Raw genomic sequence first — 21,887 nt, forward strand, 5'->3', positions numbered from 1 at the left:
CTGATTATTCTTCTGATACGGCATCAAGCTCGCTAAGCAGCGACAGCAATTCGGCATCGCTGATCTCTGCCGGCACCTCGGGCTGGTGTATGGCGTCATCCAGCCCATGTACCGGGCCATCGACCAACTCCGGCATGGCAGCCAGCAAGCTGGTGAAATGCGCCAGGATCTGCTGGGCACAGGCGTGAGAGAACTCCCCGGTCTGGTATTGCAGCTTGAGCGTCAGCGTCTGGCTGGGCATCAGCACCAGCGTCAGCCCGGTTCCCGTACTCTCTTCGCTGCGCAGACTGCTCAGGCGCAGGCCGCTGCTGTGACCGACCGCCTCACGGATGCTGTCAACCGGATAGTTTTCATAGACCAGTACGCTGTTGAACAAGGCGGTGCGCGACCCGTGCGGTGATTGCGCCAGGATGTCGGGCAGGGGTAGATAGCCCTGTTCCAGCCGTTGCAGGTGGGACTGGTGTACGGTCTTCAGCCAGTCTCCCAGCGTCGTCGCCCCATCCACCGCCAGCACCACCGGCATGGTGTTGATGAACAGGCCCACCATGGCGTCCGCCCCCGCCAGCTCGGCCGGCCGGCCGGCCGTGACCGAACCAAAACAGACTTGCGACCTACCGGTGTAGAGGTGCAGCAGATAGGCCCACGCACATTGCGCCAGGCTATAGAGCGTCACCCCCTTGGCCTTGGCCAGCTGATCAAGCCGCGCAAACTGCTCTGCCCCCAGCGTATGCTTCTGGTTGCCTGCCATGGGCACGGCCTCGATACCACCGTCGTTGGGCAGCAGGCAGGGTGCGTCCATGGCTGCCAGCTGACGCTGCCAATACACCTTGGCGGCACCCACATCCCTATGCTGCAGCCAATGCAGGTAGTGCTTGAACTGACGCCCTGGCGGCGGCAATTGGCCGGCCTGCGCGTAGCTATCGAGCAGTGAGCGGAACACCAGCGGGAGGCTCCAGCCGTCGATGATGGCGTGGTGGGTCGTCCACAGTACGCGGTAGCGGCCAGCCCCGAGATGCCATAGGGTGACGCGGCTGAGTGGTGCCACACCGATATCAAAGCCCTGCCTGCGGTCCTCGGCCATCTCGGCGGCGATGATCGCCTCCTGCTCAGCCGAGGACAGATGCGCCAGATCTTCGTTGCAGAACGGCAGGGTGACCTGCTCGGCTGCCTGCAACAACATGGCCATGCCACCGCGCTGCATGGGCACAAAGGCAGCGCGGAATACGTCATGCCGATGCGGCAGGCTGGCGAAGGCCTGCTGCAGACGCAGCATGTCCAGCTGACCATCGAGATCGAATACCAGCTGATTCACAAAGGCGCCTTGTCGCTGCCCTGCATCCCGCAGCGACTGATAGAGCATGCCCTGCTGACTGCCGGTGGCGGGTAGCACGTCGCTCAGTGCCGGCCATTGCGCCTGCCATTGCGACAGCTCACCCTGCGTCAGGGATACCAGGCTCACATCACTGGGCGTCAGCTGCCGCAGCGGATGGCGCTGCCAATAATCCGCCAGGGCAACAATGGACGCCCGCAGTTGGGCCACCAGCTCGCCTATGGCCTGACTGTCGAATTGATGCTGGTTGTACTTGATGCTGAAGCGCAGCTGCCCCCCCGACACCAGCCCGTCCAACGCCAGCAGGACATCGCGCCGTCGATCAGCGGAGATGTTACGTCCGGGCCTCTCTCTGGCCGGCCGGAACATGCCCCCGGCATTGACGACCTGATCAAACTGCCCCAGATAGTTGAAGGAAATGGCGCCCGCCCTGAAGCCGCTGTCGTCCAGCCGCGTTCCCTGGCTGGAAAGATACTTCAGCACGCCATAGTGCTCGCCCTTGGCCGGTATGCCGCGTAGTTGCTCCTTGGTATCGCGCAACAACTCGGCCAGGTCTGCCGCAGCATCACCAAACACCCAGGGATAGGTAGCGGTGAACCAGCCTACGGTCTCACCCACATCAAGCACCTCGCCCAACTCACCCCGGCCATGCCCCTCCATGACCACGGCCAGCCGTGTCACACCACGCCAGGCATGGCAGGCATGGCGCAGCGCGGCCATCAGCGTTTCCTCGATGTTCATGCCGTAGGCCAGATGGCTGCTGGTGAGCAGGCATTCGGTGAGTGCCTGGTCCAGTACCAGGGTCTCGGTTGCTTCGTCGGCGAAGGTACCCAGACCCACTGCCGGTGTACCCCAGTCGTTTGGCGTGTGGGCAAGCACGGCTTCCCAGCAGGGCATTTCGGCCAGCACGTCGGTGTCAACCGCGCGCTGCTGCAACAGCGCCACCGCCTGCTGGAACGAGGCGGGCCGTGCTGGCAACACCCTGTCGGCACCCGCTTCAGCCTGGCGATAGGCCAGCTCAAAATCCTGCAGCAGCACGCGCCAGGAGATACCGTCGACCACCAGGTGGTGCACCACGATCAACAGCCGCGCCGTGCCGTCGTCCAGCTGCAGGTGCACCACTCGCATCAGCGGGCCGTCCAAGGTCAGCGATTGCTGGATCAGGCCGGCTTCCCGCTCTACGGCCAACCCCAGTCCCTGGCCTTGCGCAGCGACGGTCTGGGTACTGAGGCTGGCTGTCACCAACGCGGCTGTGTCGGTGCGGTAGCTTGCCCGCCAATGACCTTGAGCATCCATGTCAAAGCGGAGTCTGAGCACATCGTGACGGTCAAACAGTGCGGCCAGGGCCAGTTCAGCATGCGCCAGCGAAAAATCAGCATTGAGCTCAAGCATTACCGACTGGTTGAAATGGTGCAGATCAGTGGCATCACCACCCAGGAGCCAGGCCTGCATCGGGTGCAAGGCCTGCTCACCCTGCGATGGCAGGTACTGGACTGGCGCTTGCACCACCCCTTCGACCAGGCGTGCCATGGCCACTATGGTGGGTTCTGCGTAGAAGTCCTTGGCTGAGAAACGCAGCCCCTGCCGATTCAGATGCGCACTCAGCTTCAGCAGCAGGATAGAGTCGCCACCCAGCGAGAAGAAGTCTTGATCGACCGGGATGGATTCGGCCTTGAGCACAGCGCACCAGGCATCATGTACCTGCTGCTCCGTGGCATTGGCTGGCCGCCGCTGGCCTGTCTCGAAGGCTGCCGGCTGCGGAATGGGCAGACGCGACAGATCCACCTTGCCGTTGGGCAGCAGCGGTAGGTGCTCCAGTTCAACCACCAGTTGCGGCAGCATGAAGTCCGGTAAACCATCCGCCAGGAAGCGCCGGGCTTCTGATGTATCCAGGCGGGCATCGCTGCCGGCCGCCAAGCTGACATAGGCCACCAGCTTGTCATCAACCACCCTGGCTACCGCACGGACCACTGCAGGATGCCGCTCCAGTGCCGTGTCGATTTCGCTTAGCTCAATGCGATAGCCGCGCAGCTTCACCTGGTTATCGATACGGCCTAGTATCTCCAGCTCGCCATCGGCGCGCCAACGCACCCGGTCACCAGAGCGGTACATGCGTGCATCCGCCTGCGCCGCATAGGGGTCGGGCAAGAAACGCTGTGCCGTTAGCTCCGGCTGGTGCAGATAGCCTGCCCCTACGCCATCGCCGCCGATGTACAGCTCACCCTCGACACCGATAGGCGCCAGCTCGCGCGCCTGGTTCAGCACATACAGGCGGGCATGGCCTGGGCTACGGCCTATGGGCACGGTGGTCTCTGCGACTGCGGGATCGCACAGGTAGTAGGTGCTCCACACGCTGCACTCAGTCGGCCCATACTCGTTGTACAACTTGGCCCGTATGGTGGGATGGGCAAAATGCCGGGCCTTGACTGCCGTGGTAAACATCTCCGCCGCCAGAATGACTGCCCTCAGGCTGCGGCCGCTAATCACCTCACCATCGATGAAATCCAGCACTGCGCAATAGACGGACGGCAGGCTGAGAAGATGGCTGACCTGCCAGCGCTCAATCAGCTCGGCAATGGCCGCCGCATCTCGCCGCTGGCTGTCATCACACAGGCAAAGGCGGCCCCCTGTCAGCAAGGTGCCGAAAATGGTCGGAATGGAAGAGTCGAAAGAGATGGAATTGAGCAGCAGCGCCGAGGTGGGCGCCTCATAGAGCGCGAACCGGCTGGCAAGCGCTGCCATCATCTGCCGCTGGGTAATCACCACGCCCTTGGGGGCGCCTGTCGATCCCGAGGTATAGATCACATAGGCTGGCCCATCCACCCGCTGCAGCTCACGCTGAGGCGGTGTCTGTGGCTGGCTTGCCAGCATACGGATCAGCTCAGGGCTGGCCATGTCCAGCACCGGGCAGGCGGCCGCGATGGCCGGCTGCACGGCAGCGGTTGTCACCAAGGCCGCCGGATTGCTGTTGGACAGCATATGGGTCAACCGGCCCAAGGGATATTTAGGATCCATGGGCACATAGGCGGCACCGCATTTGAGCGCTGCCAGCATGGCAACCACCATGTCGGCGCCCGGTGGCAGGCAGATGGCAACCAGGTTGTCTGCGACCACACCCTGTGCCATCAGCTGATGCGCCAGTTGATTGGCCCGTATCTCCAGCTCACCGTAACTGACGAGCTCCTGCTCGAACACCACCGCAGGCGCATCCGGGCAACGTGCTGCACAGGCCTCAAACATGGCCTCGACGCGCTGCGGCTGTGCGGGTGCCGGCTGGTGCTGCTGCCAATCGTGCAGCAGGACATGGCGCTCCGGCTCGGGTAGCAAGGGTAGCCGCGATACCGGTTGGTCGGGCTGCAACAGAATGGACGACAGCAGCAGCTCGAACTGGTCGGCCATCCGTTCTATGGTGCGCGCGTCAAACAGCGCCGTATCGTAATACCAGTCGGTAAAGAGCCCATCCGGTGCTTCGGCGGTGATCAGCGTCAGGTCGAACTTGGCGGTAACGGTCTCTTCTACCCGTTCCAGTTCCAGCCCTTCCAGCGAGAATGAACCCCGCTCGAAGTTCTGCAAGGCGAACAACACCTGGAACAAGGGTGCATGGCTGCGCGACCGGGCCGGCGCCAGTTCCTCGACCAGCATCTCGAACGGCACGTGCTGGTGTTCAAAGGCCGATAGCGCCATCTCCTTGGTGCGTTGGAGCAGTTGCCGGAAGTCCGGGTCACCACTCAGATCGCTACGCAACAGCAGCGTATTGACGAAGAAGCCGATCAGGGGCTCCAGCTGCTTGTGCAGGCGGCCGGCGATGGGTGTACCCATCACGATATCCTCGCTGTTGCTCCAGCGAGCCAGCAGCAAGGCAAAGGCCGCCTGCAGGGTCATGAACAGGGTGGCACCCTGCTCCTGGCCAAAGCTGCGTAGCTGGCGCAGCAACTGCGGCGACAGCTTGCGGCGCGACATGGCACCCGCGTGGCTGGGGACCAGGGGACGCGGCCGGTCCAACGGCAGGTTATGGACAGGCGGCATGCCCGCCAGGCGCTGGCGCCAGAAGCCGAGTTCTGCCTCCAGCGTCTCCCCCACCAGCCAGTTGCGCTGCCAGGCGGCGAAATCGGCGTACTGCATAGGCAGTGCGGGCAATACCGGCTCGCGTGCCGTCGCCAGTGCGCTATAGATTTCGCGGAATTCCTTCACCATCAGCGCTTCGGACCAACCGTCCGACACAATGTGGTGGATATTGAACAGCAGCAGGTGCTCACGCTCATCCAGCACTGCCAAGGTAACGCGCAGCGGATGATCGTGGGCCAGATCGAACGGGCGCAACGCGTCCTCACGTACCAGATCGCGCCGGCGCTGCATACGCTCCGCAGCGGCCAGCCCTTGCAGATCCACTTTCAGTATGGGCAGGGGAGCGGCCGGCAGGATGACCTGCATCGGCTCCCCATCCACCTCCTGGAAGACGGTACGTAGCGACTCGTGCCGCAGCACCAGCATGTCGAGTGCCGCCTGCAATACGGCATGGTCAAGCTTCCCGTGCAGTATGAAGGGCGACGGCATGCTGTACTGGGCGCTGCCGCCGCCCAGTCGGTCTATCATCCACAAACGACGCTGCTGGAACGATACAGGTATGGGTAAGGTGCGATCGGCAGCCTGCAAGGCCGGGTAGCGCGCGCCGTGCTCACCGGCCTGGGCCACCAGGGAGGCCAGCCCGGCGACCGTGGGCTGTGCGAACAGATCGTTGAGCGACAGCTCGGCATCGAAGGCATCGCGGATATCCGCCAGCAGGCGTGTCGCCAGCAGGGAGTGCCCGCCTAGCTCGAAGAAGTTGTCGGCCGTGCCCACCCGGTCAAGCTTGAACAGCGCCTGCCATACCGCGCACAGCCCTTGCTCCATCTCGCTGGCCGGCACCACCATGGGTGTACTGAGCTGGGGGCGTGGATGCAGGATTTCCTGCCTGATTGCTGGCATGGCGGCAGCGGTGACCGTCTCGGCGGCAACCGCACCCTTACCAGCGACCTGGTCAAAGCACTGAGCAGCGAAGCCATAGGTAGGCAGGCTGATATAGGGCGCCTCGATACCGGCAGACAGCTGCTGCCAGTCCAGTGCATGGCCATCGGCATACAGCCGGCCAACAGTGCGCAACAGCACAGCATCGTCTGCGTCGGTTTCGCGGGGGTGGCGCACGCTGCCCAGGCAGAGCTGAGTCGGGTCGAACTGCGCATGACTGCGCACAAAGCTAGCCAGGGTATTGCCCGGCCCTATCTCCACGAAAGCATGCTGCCCCTTGGCCAGCAGGGTGCCCACCGCATCGGCGAAACGCACGCCATGGCGCAGATGGCGGACCCAGTAGTCGGGATCGCATGCCTGCTCCGCCGTGACAGGCAAACCCGTCAGGTTGGACAGGTAGCTGCGCTGTGGCGCATGCCGTGGTGTTGCCTCAACACAGGTACGGAAATCGGCCAGCACCCCATCCATCATGTAGCAGTGATAGGCGTGCGAGGTCTTGAGTCGCGTACAACTGATGCCCTCACGCATCAGGCGGCGCTCCATTCCCGCTATACGCTCCAAGGCACCGGCCACGACAACTAGCGAGGAAGAATTGACTGCGGCCAGCTCAAGCCCGTCATCCAGATAGCTGGCGATGGCCGCTTCCGACAAACGCACACTGAGCATGGCGCCGGTTTCTGCAGCAGCCATCAGGCGGCCACGCTCGCATACCAGCGCCAGCGCATCCGGCAGGGTAAAGACGCCTGCCAGGCAGGCAGCCACATATTCCCCCAGGCTGTGCCCCAGCATGGTGGTCGGTTGTATCCCCCACTGCATCAGCGTGCTGGCCAGGGCGTACTCAACGATGAACAGCAACGGCTGTGCCAGATCGGTACGCGCAATCAGGGCGTCGTTGTCGGGGCTGGCATCCGCCAGCAGCAAGGTACGCAGCGTGCTGGCCAATGCCTCGGGCAACAAGGCGAAGCATGCTTCCACCTGGGTACGATACTGGGCTAGGCCCTGGTAGAGATCGCGGGTCATGCCGGGGTACTGCGCGCCCTGGCCGCTGAACATGAACACCACATCGCGCGCCTTGCCTGGCGTGCCGACAGGCTGGTCAGCCAAAGTTGCGAGCTGCGTCAGCAATTGCTCGTGCGACTGTGCGACCAGATACTCGCGTACCGGATAATGATGGCGTGCCTGCTGCAAGGTCTTGGCCAGCGCATCCAGTGCTGGGCGCTGCGCCGCCACGGCTTGCCCCAGCTTGCCGGCATAGCGGCGCAGTGCGTCCGCCGTCTTGGCAGACAACGGTATCAGCCTGGCCCGGCCACTGTCGGCATCACTGCTGCGGTGTTCGAGATACTCCTCGACGATGGCGTGAACATTGGTACCACCAATACCAAACGAGCTGACCCCGGCACGCAAGGGCCGGTGCGGCCGGACCAGTGGCGTCAGTGCATCATTGACGCGAAAACGGCCGTGCGCCAGGTCCATCATGGGGTTGGCAGCGCGATAGTGCAGCGAAGGCGGCAACTTGCCGTGCTTCACGGCCATGACGGCCTTGATGAAGCCGATGACGCCTGCCGCGGCATCAAGATGGCCCACATTGGATTTCACCGAACCGATCAGGCACGGCTCAGCGCCCGGCTCCCTGCCATAGGCCTGACTGAGCGCCTCAACCTCAATGGGGTCGCCAATGCGGGTTGCCGTGCCATGGCACTCAACAAAATCGATTTCATCGGGTTTGACTTCGGCCAGCGCCAAAGCAGCACGAATGACCCGACTCTGGCCCGATACCGAAGGAGCGGTATAGCCGACCTTGTCGCAGCCATCGTTGTTGACTGCCGAGGATTTCAGCACCGCCAGGATGGGATTGCCATCTGCGATGGCATCGTCCAGGCGCTTCAGCGCAACGACGCCTACACCCTGCCCCGGCACCGTGCCCTTGGCATCAGCATCGAATGGCCGACAGTGGCCATCGGGCGACTGGATCATGCCCTCGTGGTAGGTATAGCCTTTCAGCAGCGGCGAAACGCAGACCCCGCCGGCCAGCGCCACATCGCAATCACCGCTCAACAGCCCTTGGGCTGCCAGGTGGATGGCAACCAGGGAGGTGGAGCAGGTGGTATCCAAGGCCAGCGCTGGACCTTTCAGGTTCAGCCGGTAGGCTACCCGGGTCGCAAAGAACTCGCGCTGATACAGCATCTTCAGATCGTAGATATCGCCGACCCGGTCGCCCACATGCTGGGATACCGCCCTCAGCCAATGCATGTTCTGGGACGAGCCCGCATACAGGCCCACGGCCGCATCATGCAGCTGCGGGTCGCAGCCGGCGGACTCCAGCGCTTCCCAGCAGCACTCATGCAGCAGCCGCAGCTGCGGATCCATGAACTCCGCCTCGCGCGCCTTGTAGTCGAAAAACTCGGCATCAAAATCGAAGCGCCCATCGAGATAGCCAGTCGCTTTCACGTAGGCGGGATTCTGGATGTCCGCCTCACTGACACCCTGCTCTCGCAGCAGCGCGTCATCCAGCGGACGTATCAGCTCCTCGCCACGGCACAAGCGTTCAAACATTTCGTCGGGTGACATGGCCTGGGGCAGGCGCAGGGCCATGCCAACCACGGCAATTTCCAGACCGGTCGTATGCGTCGTCTTCATGCTGCACCCCGCTTGGCCAGACGGTCTGCCAACCGGCCCTTGGCCCGTTTCGGCGTGTCATCGACCGGTGCCGGCGCCTGTTGTCGCGCACTGATGAAGGCCGCCATCGCCCGTATGGTCGGATGCTCGAAATAGCTCACCACATTGATCTCCTGTTGCAGCATCAGATTGGCCTTGCTGGCGATCTCGATCAGGTGGACCGAACTCCCACCCAGCTCGAAGAAATTGCGATCCACACCTATGCGCTCACGTCCCAGAACCTGCTGCCAGATACCCGCCAGCAGCGACTCCAGATCGCCTTCCGGCTCGCAATAGCTGCTGTCGGCCTGCTCCCAGTTGGGGATGGGCAGTTGCTTGCGATCGACCTTGTTGTTGGCAGATAGCGGGAAGGCATCGAGCATCACGTAATAGGCTGGCACCATGTAGTTGGGCACCAGCGCCGCCAGATAGCCGCGCAGCTGTTGTGCCCAGTCAGCCACGCCGGCGTGGTCTTCCAGGCAGATGTAGGCCACTAGCTGCTGTACCCCGGTGTGGTCTTTCAGCACCATCACCACGGCATCGGCCACCTGCTCATGCCGGCTCAACGCGGCTTCGATCTCACCTAGCTCAATACGGAACCCGCGCAGCTTGACCTGCAGATCCTTGCGGCCAACAAACTCGATATTGCCGTCGGGCAGGTAGCGCCCAATGTCGCCGGTCTTGTAGAGACGATCGTTGAGGCCTGGATGGGTGACATAGCTGGCTGCAGTGCGCTCGGCGTCGCCGTAGTATTCGCGGGCTACACCGATACCCCCTATGTGCAGCTCACCCACCACGCCGACCGGGCAAGGCACCAGATCATCGGTCAGGACATAGAAGGCCTGATTGGCCAACGGCTTGCCATAGGGCACGCTCTTGCGATCACTCATGTCCTCCCGGATGGGATAGCTGATCGACCAGATGGAGCCTTCCGTCGCGCCCCCCAGGCTATGGATATCGACACCGGGGAAAACCTTGGCAATACGGGCCGGCAGGGTGGGTGGAATCCAGTCGCCGCTCATCATCAGCGTGCGTAATGCCCCCCCGCCCTGTTGTTGGCGCCATTCGTACTGTGCGGTCAGCAACTCGGCCGATGCCGGTACCGAGTCCCATAGGCTGATACGGTGGCGCTCCACCAGCTCGGCCCAGTGCTGCGGATCCTTCTGACGTGCATCGTCAGGGAACACCACCCTCCCCCCGACAGCAAGCAGCCCGAACATGTCGTACACCGACAGATCGAAGCTCAGCGCCGACACAGCCAACACGGCATCGCCAAAGCCCACGCCGTAGCGCTGGTTGATGTCGAGTATGGTGTTCACCGCCGACCGATGTTCTATGGCCACCCCCTTGGGCTTGCCTGTCGAACCTGAGGTGAAAATCACATAGGCCAAATCGGCCGGCGACTGCGGCGATGCAAAGCCGGACAAGGCCTGCTCAGCCTGCTCAACCGACAAGGCGGGTAAACTGGCCAGGTCTATCTGCACCAGTGCCAGCTGAACCTCGGCTGCCAGGTCGGGCAGGGTCACCAGTGCACAAGCTCCGCCATGGCTCATCACCTGATCAAGACGGGCCCCAGGCCAGGCGGTATCCAGCGGCAGATAGGCTGCCCCTGCCATCATGATGCCCAGCGTGGCCACCAGTTGCAGACGCCCCTTGGGCAGCAGCACTGCAACCAGCGCCTCCGGTTGCACCACGTGCGTACGCAGTGTCTGCGCCAGCGCTGCAGCCTGGGCAAACAGCTCGGCGTAGCTGAGCTGGCCGTGCTCATCGATAGCCGCCACGGCATCGGGCGTCCGCCGTACCTGTGCCACAAACAGGTCTTGTAAGGTCTGCTCGTAGGGAAGACACAGCGCGGTATCGTTCCACTGCCGGACTATCTTGTCCGCCTCGGCCGCCGGCAACAGATTCAGCGCCTGCAGCCGGGTACGGCTGTCAGCCACGACGGCATGCAGTATCTGCTCATAGCCATCGGCCATCCGTTCTATCGTTGCCGCATCAAACAGGTCGGCGTTGTAGTTCCAGGTCAGGTCCAGCCCATCACCACCCTCATTGGCATTGAGCAGCAGGTCGAACTTGGCCAGCACCTGCTGCCGCTCCGCCGCCCGCATGTCCAGGCCTGGCAGCGCAAAGCTGGACTGCTCCTGGTTTTGCAGCACAAACATGATCTGGAACAGCGCTGGGTGGCTGAGGCTGCGCTCGGGCTTGAGCAGCTCCACCAGCATCTCGAACGGCACGTCCTGGTGTTCGAAGGCCGCCAGCACATTGGCCTTGGTTTGGCCCAGCAAGGCCTCGAAACTGGGGTTGCCGGCCAGATTGCTACGCAGCACCAGGGTATTGAGGAAGAAGCCGATGAGCTTTTCCAGCTGCTGCTCACCGCGCCCCGCCGCCGGTGTGCCGATCACGACATCCTGCTCATTGCTCCAGCGAGAGACCAGGGCTGCCAGGGCGGCCTGCAAGGTCATGAACAGGGTTGCTTCAGATCGCATGGAAAGCTGCCTGAGCGCGTCCAGCAATTCGGCCGGCACCCGGCGGGTCAGCACCGCGCCACGGTAGGTCTGGCGTATGGGTCGCGGCTTGTCCAGCGGCAGGCTATGCACCTGGGGCAGCGCAGCAAGTTGCTGTGACCAGTAGCTCAGCTGCGGCGCCAGTACATCGTCGTCCAGTACCTGGCGCTGCCAGTGGGCATAGTCACCATACTGGATGGGCAGCGGCGCCAGCATGGCCTGGCAGCCTTCGATATAGGCGCGGTAGGCCTCGACGAACTCATTGATCAGCAGGTTGATAGACCAGCCGTCCGAGGCGATGTGATGCATATTGAACGCCAGCACATGGCGCTCAGCCGAGAGGCGCAGCAACTGTACCCGCAGCATCGTGTCCGCAGACAGGTCGAAAGGCTGGTGGGCGTCATCCTGCAGCAGCGCTGTAACGGCATCGGCTTGTTCCGACGCGTCCATCGTGCTCAGGTCGGTTACGCTGAAAGGCAGCGAGGGTTCGGCCTGTATGTACTGCACCGGCTGCCCATCCAGCATCACATAGCAGGTGCGCAGTATCTCGTGTCGGGACATGATCAGCGCCAGGCTGCGGCGGCAGGCCTGCTCGTCGAAATGGCCATGCAGCTCGAACGCAGCGGGCATGTTGTATTGCGGGCTGCCACCTTCCAACCGGTCTATCAGCCATAGCCTATGCTGTGCGTGTGACAGCGGCGCATGCTGCCTGTCGGCGACAGGCTTGATGGCAGGCAACGCCCGACGACGCTCCAGCCCGTCCACCACGACAGCCAGTTGGGCAATTGTGGGGGCGGCAAAGAACGCAGCCAGCGGCAGCTCGACATCCAGTATTTCGCGTATCGCGCTGATGATGCGGATGGCCAGCAGGGAGTGGCCGCCAAGGGCAAAGAAATTGCCATCGAGCGCCACCTCGGTGCGCTTCAGGATGCGTGCCCAGATTGCGACCAACGCCTGCTCGGTAGCCGAAACGGCTTGCCGCGCGAGCGACTCGGCCGGCACCAGCGGCTCCGGCAAGGCCTTGATGTCCAGCTTGCCATTGCGGTTCAAGGGCAGGCCAGGCAGATCAACGATTACCGATGGCACCATGTATTCCGGCAATCTGCCACGGCAGTGGGCCACCAGCGCTTCGGGCGCCGCAGGCTGGCCGTGTGCCACCACATAGGCCCGCAGCGTTTCCGTGCTGGACGAAACGATCACGGCTACATCGGCAACGGCCGGATGCTCGCGCAGCACCTGCTCGATCTCGCCCAGTTCGATGCGATAGCCGCGCAGCTTGACTTGGGTATCACGACGGCCCAGATAGGCCAGCTTGCCATCTGGCAGCCAACGTACCAGATCGCCCGAGCGGTAGTAACGCCCGGCCGCACCGGCCGTTGCCAGTTCGATGAAGCGCTCCTGCTCCAAGGCAGGTTGATTGAGGTAACCCCTGGCCACACCGGGTCCAGCGATACAGCATTCGCCAACGGCACCCGGCGGCACCTGCTGTAGGCGTGCATCCAGCACCTGCACCCGCACATTGGGCAGCGGGCGCCCGATCACGGACCGGCTAACCGGGTCTATCCTCGCCCAAGTGGCGTCGACGGTGGTTTCCGTCGGGCCGTAGACATTCAGCGCCACCCTGCCGCTCTTCGCCATCCACTGGGCAATCTCCTGCCATTGCGCATCGTGTATGGCCTCGCCCCCCACCAGCAGATGCGGCAGGGCGCAGCCGCGCTGCTTTGCCTCCTGCAGTACCAGATCGAGCAAGCTGGGGGTACAGTCGAGCAGCCCGATATCGTGCTGCAACAGGTAGTCCAGCAGTTGGGACGGTTCAGTCCGTACCGCTTCCGGCAGGATGTGCAGTTCGCTGCCCACCGCCAGTTGCGACACCGCTTGCAGCGCGGCATCGAACACCAGCGGTGCATTCCAGGCCCAGCGCAGCGGCGTAGCAATACCGTTGCCTGCCAGCACAGCATCAAGGCCCGCGCCCAGGCTACCCAGGCTGCCATGTTCGACCATGACACCCTTGGGCCGGCCGGTTGTACCGGAGGTATAGATAACGTAGGCCAGACCATCATTGCGCGACTTGTCAGGGTTGCCGGAGAACTCGGCCATCCATTGGGCGTCCTCCCCGGCACCGTCGAGCAGCACCACATCCACCATGGACAGATCGAACAGGTCGGCCGTGCGGGCGAACGCCAATACCCAGTTCGCCCCGGCATCCTCGACCATCATGGCCAGACGCGCCTGGGGTGCCTGCGGATCCAAAGGCACAAAGCAAGCACCGGCCTGCCAGATGCCCAGCACCGCGATCAGTTGCTCGACCGAGCGGCCGCAGCAAATACCGATACGGTCGCCCGGCAGCACGCCCAGTTCACCCAGGTAGCCCGCCAGCCGGTCAGCGCGCTCAGCCAGTTCTCCGTAACTAAGCACACTGTCGCCATGGCGCACAGCCAATCGCGTCGGCGCAATGCAGGCCTGGTGCAGGAACTGTGTCAGCACCGTAGCGTCCGGCAGTGGCAGTTCGACAGTTTCGCCATAGCCGGCCAATTGCCGCTGCTGCGCCTCGGTCACCAGCGGTAGCAGGCCGATATCCACACCAGGATCGTGTACGATGGCTTCCAGCAATACGCCAAAGCTATCGGCCCAGGATTGGAGGGTGGCCTGTTCAAACAGCTCGCTGTTGTAGACCCAATTGAATTCGATGGCGCCATCGCGTTCGGTGGCGCTCAACATCAGGTCGAACTTGGCCGCCACTTCCTCGCGCAGGACTTCCTCGATGCTCAACCCAGGCAATGCCAATTGACCGACATCCATGTTCTGCAGCACAAACCAGAGCTGGAACAAGGGCAGGTGGCTGGCACTTCGGACTGGGTTGATATCCTCTACCAGCATATCGAAAGGCAGCTGCTGGTGATCGAAGGCATCCAGCACCATGCCGCGACACGAGGCCAGGTAGTGGGCAAACGAATCGCGTTGCGGGATGTGGTTGCGCAGCACCAGCGTGTTGACGAAACAGCCCACCAAGGCTTCGAATTCGCGCCGGTCACGTCCGGCGATAGGCGTGCCGACAACGACCTCTGACTCACCACTGACGCGTGACAACAGCAAGGCGTAACTGGCCTGCAGCAGCATGAAGAGAGACACGCCATGGGCCTGTGCCAAGGCATTGAGCCGCGCCGCCAGCGCGGGTGCAGCCTGGGTGCGGATCGCCGCTCCCTGGGTGCCCAGGCGTGCCGGCCTTGCCTTATCGAGCGGCAAGCCGTGCAGCGGGGGGAGATCGCGCAGCTGTTCACGCCAGTAAACCAGCAGCTCATCGCGTCGCTGCGATGACAGCTGCTCGCGTTGCCAGGCCGCGTAATCGGCATACTGCACCGCCAGCGGCGGCAGTTCGCATGCTTCGCCCTCGCATGCCGCACGGTAGAGTGCGGCCAGGTCGCGCATCAGCACACCAACAGACCAGCCATCGGACGCGATATGATGCATGTTGAACAGCATCCGGTAGCTATGCTCGTCCAGCCTGACCAAGGTAGCGCGGAAGACCGGTCCGTGGGCGAGATCGAAATCAGCCTTGGCATCGGCCATCAGGATAGCCTCGGCGCGTGCCGAGCGCTGTGCCGACGGCAGGTCGCACAGGTCGTGGAAGGCAATCCTGGCAGAGGCGGGCAGGATCAGCTGGACGGCTTCACCCTCGACCTCGCGGTAGCAGGTACGCAGTATCTCGTGCCGCTGTACCAGCGCCTGCAGTGCCTGCTGCAGCAAGGGCAGGTTCAGCTCACCGCGCAGATCGAACAGCGCCGGCATATTGTATTGGCTGCTGCCGCCCTCCATCCGGTCGATGAACCACAGCCGTTGCTGCGCATAGGAGGCGGCAATGGCCTCGTTGCGTGGTACGGCCTGAATCGCTTGTAGCTCGCCCGTGGGCTCACAGCTGCCTAACCAACGTGCCAGCGCACGGATGGTGCCGTACTGGAAGAGATCTCGGATGGGCATGCGGTAGCCAGTTTTCTCGGCCAGCAGGCTGGCCATCCGCGTCGCCAGCAGCGAGTTGCCGCCCAAGGCAAAGAAGTCATCCTCCACGCCTACCCGGTCCAAGCGCAGCAGTTCAGCCCATAGCTCAGCCAGGCATTGCTCCAGCGGGGTTTCCGCAGGCACGAAACTGGCGGTGGCGTAATCCGCGGCTTGCGGTATGGGCAAGGCGCGGCGATCCAGCTTGCCGTTGACGGTGACCGGCATGCCAGGCAAGGCCACAATAGCGGCCGGCACCATAAAGCGCGGCAGTTCAGCCTGGAGCGTGCGCCGCAACGTGGCAGTCAGCGCTGTCACATCAGCCTGCTCACCCGCCGTGGCCGTGTAATAGGCCACCAGTTGGCGCTCGCCCTCCTCGCGTACGATGACACACGCTTCCATCACGCCATCCTGGGCCAGCAGGCAGCGCTCCACCTCTGCCAACTCGATCCGGTAGCCACGCAGCTTTACCTGCGTGTCCAAACGCCCCAGGTACTCCAGCACACCATCGGTACGCCAACGTACCAGGTCGCCAGTGCGGTAGTAGGTCTCACCCGTTTGCCCATCCTGCGTGAACTGGCTTGCTGTCAGCGTGGCATTGCCCCAGTAACCCAGAGCAAGGCCTGCACCACCCGCCTGCAACTCACCTATCGCCCCCACCGGCAGCAGTTGTCCGGCGGCATCGACGACACGCACATGCGTACCGGCAATAGGCCGGCCTATGGGTAGGGGCCGGTCGCCCAGGCTGTCGCGTTCGACGGTATGGCAGCAGGTAAACGTCGTATTCTCGGTCGGGCCATAGCCGTTGATGACACTGACCTGCGGCAGCTTGGCGTAGAGGCGGGCGACCGCAGCGGGCGATACGACATCGCCGCCAGCCAGAACCTGGCGCAGTTGCGGCAGTGGCTGGTCGAGATGGTGGGTCCATTGATCAAACAGGGCCGCAGTCAGCCACATGCTGGTCACGCCATGGCGCGCCAGGAAGTCTGTCAGCTGTGACAGGTCCAGCGCAGGCTCACTATAAATGGCCAGGGTGCCGCCATTCAGCAGCGGCCCCCAGATCTCCAGGGTCGAGGCATCGAAGGCCACAGAGGCCAGCTGCAGCATGGTGGTGGTGCTGTCCAGCTGCATGTAGTGGTTGCCGCAGACCAAGCGATGGATAGCCCCCTGCGGAACGGCCACACCCTTGGGCGTGCCGGTCGAGCCGGAGGTGTACATGATGTAAGCCAGCCGTGCCGGGTCTAAAGGCAGCATGGGCAGCGCCGTCATCACGCTTTCGGCCAACGCAGCCACGGACAGGCTGGGTATGCCCAGCGCAGCCAGCACGGGCAGCATGGGCTCAGTCGAAATGGCCATCACCGCACCGCAATCTTCCGCAATCTGGCGCAGGCGGGCTTCGGGATAGCTGGCATCCACCGGTACATAGGCTGCGCCCAGGCGGCTGATGGCCAACAGACAGACGATCAGCTCGCGACCGCGCGGCAGATGCAGCATCACCCGGTCGCCCTCGGTCACCCCCCTGCCTGCCAGGCGGCAAGCCAGGCGCTCGGCGGCGATCGCCAGCTCGTCATAGCGCATGGTGCCGTGCTCATCCACCAACGCAGATGCGCCGGGCTGGGCAGCAGCCCTATCGCTGAAGCACTCATATAGATTGGCTACGAAGGCAGCCGCATCACCACCACTGGCATGCTGCGCCAGGAAAGCGTGGTCCTGCGCCGCCAGCAGCGGTAGCTGACCCACCGGCAGGGCCGGGTTGGTCAACAACGCCACCACCATGGCGTTGAACTGGGCGGCCATGCCTGCGATCGTGGCCGGCTCGAACAAGCAGGTGGCGTACAGCCACTCCAGGCTGAGACCATCGGCCGACTCCACCGCCGACAGCATCAAATCGAACTTGGCATCAGCCTGGGTTCTCGCGACCTGGCTGACCGACAAACCCGCTAGCGTCATGCGCTTGGTTTCGGCCTGCTTGAGCCCGAACGCCACCTGGAAAACCGGGTGATGGGCCAGGCTGCGGTCCGGGTTCAGCATGTTCACCAGCAACTCGAACGGATAGTGCTGATGGTCCAGTGCACGGGTAAGCCGCTGTTGTGCCTGGGCCAGATAGGCCGGCGCCGGCATGTCCCGGTCAATCTGATGACGCAGCGGCAGCATATTGGCAAACAAACCCACCAAGGGCTCGGTATCACCATGGCTGCGGCCAGATACTGCCGTGCCTATCACCACATCGTCGCTGGCGCTCAGGCGGGCGATAAACAGCGCAAACAGGCTTTCCAGGCAGCTGAACAAGGTGGTATCTGCGCTGCGTGCCAGTTGCTTGAGTGCCTGCAGCTTGTCTGTGTCCAGCCGGACGATCAGCGCACCGCCTTGGTGGTCCAATATCTGCGGCCGCTTCTTGTCCAGCGCCAAACCATGGAGGGGCGCCGCCCCGGCCAGCTCCTCGCGCCAGAAAGCTGCTTGCTGCGCCAGACCCTCTCCCTGCTGTTGCGCGCGCTGCCATTCGGCATAGTCGCTGTATTCGATAGCCAGCGGAGCCAGTGCCACACTGACGAGTGCCGCACTAGCGGGTGCAGCACTATCGAGTGCTGCCGCATAGAGCACCTGCAGCTCCTGCATCAGCAGCTCGATGGACCAGCCGTCGCAAGCAATATGGTGGATGTTCAGCACCAGTTGCGCGACATCCTGCTCCAGCAGCAATACGCTGGCGCGCAGCAGCATGCCGCCGGCCAGATCAAACTGGTGACGCAGCTCGGCGTCCATCCACGCGGCAACCACTGCTTCACGGTCAACGGCCGTCAGGCCACGGTAGTCCTCAAGCTGCACCGGCAGATGCCATGCATGATCAGTAAACTGCCGTACCTCGCCATCCACCTCGGCAAACCGGGTGCGCAGCGCCGCATGGCGCGATACCAGCTGCACCAGCGCGTCGGTCAGGGCCGCCTGGTCCAGGCTACCTTCCAGACGGTAGGCCGCCAGCATGTTGTAGTGGGCGCTGCCTTGCTCAATCTTGTCTATCAACCACAGTTGTTCCTGGGCATGAGAGAGTCTGGCGGGCGCCGCCCCTGTCCGGGCGGTGATAGGTGCCAGCAAGCCGCCCTGCAACGCTTCCCGGGCGCGGCCCTGCTCAATATGCCGGGCCAGATCGGCCAGGACCGGGTGGGCAAAGATGGCGGGTAAGGCAAGCCCAGGCCAGAGCCGGCCACGGACACGGTTCAGCATGCGCGTCGCCAGCAAGGAGTGGCCACCCAGGCCGAAGAAATCATCCTGCCGCCCTATGCTGGGCCGGCCCAGCAATTCGGCCCATATGGCCTGCAGCACCTGCTCGGTTTCGCTGGCCGGCCCAGATGCACCACCCTGCAGGTCGGCGGGGACGGGCAAGGCCGCGCGATCGAGCCTGCCGTCGTGCGTCTGTGGCCAGCTCGCCACCGGCACAATGACGCGCGGTAGTTGATGCTGTGGCAGGCTTTGCTTCAGTTGCTGCAGCAAAGCATCGGGGGTGGCGCTGCTCATGACATGCGCCACCAGTTCACCCGCGACGCCCATGTCGGCGTGGAAGGTGACCGCTGCCGCCTTGACGGCAGGCAAGCGCCGCAAAGCGGCGACCGTGACACCGGGGTCTATCCTGATGCCGTTTTTGATCGTGCATTCGTCGAGACGGCCACCACAGACCACCTCGCCGGCGATGTCCATGCGGGCGCGCAAACCGGTGCGATAGGCCCACGGGGCATCTGCTTGGGCACCCAGCCGGAAGAAGCGGTCCACGCCGGATCCCGCGTGGGTACAGCCCTGCGCGACCGAGGGGCCCGCCAGCACCAGCTCACCCCAGGCACCCAGCGGCGCTGCTTGCTGCCCTTGCAGTATCCAGGCCTGCACACTGCCGGGCCGGCCGCCGCCCGCCGACAGGCCGTCTTTCGCGCCAGCGCTGTAGAACAAGCCGCTCAGGCCCGTCTCGGGCTGGCCATAACGTGCAATGACGCGGCAATCCGCTGGGGTGCCCATCAGCAGTGCGGCTTCCAGATTTACGGGATCGTGATACTCGGTCACGATCAAGCCATGGGCTGGCGCGACCTCAATCCCATCGGCCCGCCAGCATGCCAACTGCTCGGTGCTGACGGCGACCACGTCTATGGCCTGTGCCTGCACATAGCCTGCCAGCTCGGCAGCATCCCTCGGCAGTTGGTACAGCGTGCCAGCACAGGCCAAGGCCAGTTGCATGGCCGTACCAAGCGTACCCGCCTCAACTGCTGGTCCGCCGCCAAAGCGCATGCCGGGAGCAAATGCGCCACGCGCCTCCAGCGCCAGCAGGTCGTGTGCCAGGTTGCCGTGGCTGACCAGGGCATACCCATAGGCCCCGGGCAACAGGCAGGCGAGGTCATCCGCTGCCAGTACTGCCACAGCAGGCATTGCATCGGCATACTCCGCCAACCAGCCCTCGCCAGCCACCCCCTGCAGCAGCACCAGTTCCAGCTTGCGCAAGGCATGGATTTCCGCACAGGCTGGTGTAGTGAGCACCCACGCCGGGGCAGCCGTCGCCAGCGCCGCCTCCAGCGCGTCGTTGGGCGACGCAGCGTCGATAGGCACGCAGACCGCGGCTAGCCGCCAGCAAGCCAGTGTGGCAATCAGTGCCTCGACGGCACTTTCGCTACACACGCCCACGCGATCACCGCGTGCCACACCCAGCTCGGTCAGCAAGGCCGCCAGGCGAGCCGCACGCTGCTCTACCTGGGCAAAACTCAAGCAGATATCAGCAGCCACGACTGCCGGCTGCCCGGCACACAAGGCCAGTGATTGGTCCCAGCGTGCCGGCAACAGCGTGGCATCCGCCGCTGCACCGCCGACCAGGTTGCCGCCTTCCAGCGCCAAGTCTGACAGTGCCATATCCGGTGCACTGACCATATGCCTTAGCAACTGCGCGAAGTGCCGTTGGAAGCGCGTGATGCTATCGCCCTCGAACAGCCCCTTGTCGTACTCCCAGTTCAGGTGCAGTTGCTGGTCATGCAGCTCCACTTCCAGCTTCAGGTCGTAACGCCCCTGGTGCCGGGTGATAGGACGCAGCCGTGTCTCAAGCCCGGCCAACGCCAAGGTCGTACGGCGCCCCTCATGCATGGAGAACCACAGCTGGTAGAGCGGTGAATACGCCGGATCGCGCGCAACCTTGAGCTCATCGACCAGCATGTCGAACGGTACATCCTGCTGGGATAGCACGAAACCGACGTTGGCCTTGGTCACGGCAATGGCCTGACGCAGGCTGTAGTCCTGCGGTAGCCGGTTACGCAGCACCACGGTGTTCGAGAAATAACCGCTGGTGGCTTCGAATTCGGCCCGGGTACGGTTGGCTACCGGCATGCCGAATACCACATCGGCTTCATTGCCCAGCTTGTGCAGCAACACCGAGTAGGCCGATGCCAGCACGGTAAACAGCGTGGTCTGCTCAGCCTGCGCCAGCGCGCCCAGCTGGCCGACCAGGCCATCATCCATTCGGTACTCCAGGCGTCCGGCCACGCTGGGCTTGCCGATCTCGCGCGGCATATCAAAGGGCAGTGCATGCAGCCTGGGTGCATCCGCCAGGTAGTCCTGCCAGCGTGCCAGCTTGCTGTCCAGACGGGCACCCTGCAGATGGCTCCGCTCCCAGCGAGCGTAGTCAAGATATTGGCAGCTAGGTGGTGTCAGTGCCGGCGTCACCTGATCGACATGGGCGTTGTAGAACAGGCAGAAGTCCCGCAGCAGGATTTCCTGCGACCAGGCATCCGAGGTGATGTGATGCGTTACCAGGAGCAGCACGTGCTGCTCGGCCGACACGGTATAGAGCGTCGCCCGAATCAGGGTGTCAGCAGCCAGATCAAACGGCATGGCCACGGCTTGCTGCATGGCTTGTTCCAGCGCATCGCCCGTGTCGCAGCGCAAGGTGTCGTATCGCAGCTCGATCGCTGGTCGCACTTGCTGCCATGGCGTGCCATCCACTTCCACGAATGCCGTCCGCAGGCTTTCATGCCGCGCCACCAATTCGTGCAAGGCGGCGGCAAGGGCGTCATGATTCAGCTGCCCATGCAGCTCAAGTGCACTGCCGCCGTTGTAGGCGCCTTGATTCTCGCCCCGCTGAACCGCCAACTGCTGCAGGAACCACAGTCGTTGCTGGTTGTATGAGCAAGGCTGCAGCGCAGCCCGCTCTGGTTCGGCCACTATCTCAATAGCCGCCTGTGCACTCTCCTGCTGGCTGGACTGCAGCAGCTCTATCAGGTCGGCCTTGTTAGCCCGCACCATCTCCAACAGCCTGTCGTCAACCGCATCCTTGCTGCCTATCAACCGCAGGCGCCCACCATCCAGCTTGAGCTCCACCGCACGTTCACGGCAGTACGCCAATGTCTCGAGTATCTGCATTGTCCCCTCCCTGGGGTTATCGTTGT

General features: G+C 63.5%; 2 protein-coding genes. Both read right to left on the reverse strand.

Annotation, left to right across the window (positions count from 1 at the left end):
• Positions 1-4 precede the first annotated feature (4 nt).
• Positions 5-8,971 carry a non-ribosomal peptide synthetase/type I polyketide synthase gene (locus V7714_RS08700; protein ID WP_335709365.1) on the reverse strand — a complete coding sequence of 2,989 codons (8,967 nt, stop codon included), beginning with the start codon at positions 8,969-8,971 and terminating at the stop codon, positions 5-7.
• Positions 8,968-21,861, reverse strand: coding sequence for an amino acid adenylation domain-containing protein (locus V7714_RS08705; RefSeq protein WP_335709366.1), 12,894 nt, complete (start codon positions 21,859-21,861; stop codon positions 8,968-8,970). Before V7714_RS08705 ends, V7714_RS08700 begins: the two co-directional genes overlap by 4 nt.
• Between the last annotated feature and the right edge of the window lie 26 nt (positions 21,862-21,887).

It is taken from the genome of Chitinimonas sp. JJ19, from assembly GCF_036961565.1.
Taxonomy (GTDB): Bacteria; Pseudomonadota; Gammaproteobacteria; order Burkholderiales; family Chitinimonadaceae; genus Chitinimonas.

Excerpts from the sequence above, each read along its gene's own strand:
- V7714_RS08705 (WP_335709366.1), bottom strand. The coding sequence starts at position 21,861 with ATGCAGATACTCGAGACATTGGCGTACTGCCGTGAACGTGCGGTGGAG.
- V7714_RS08700 (WP_335709365.1), bottom strand. The coding sequence starts at position 8,971 with ATGAAGACGACGCATACGACCGGTCTGGAAATTGCCGTGGTTGGCATG.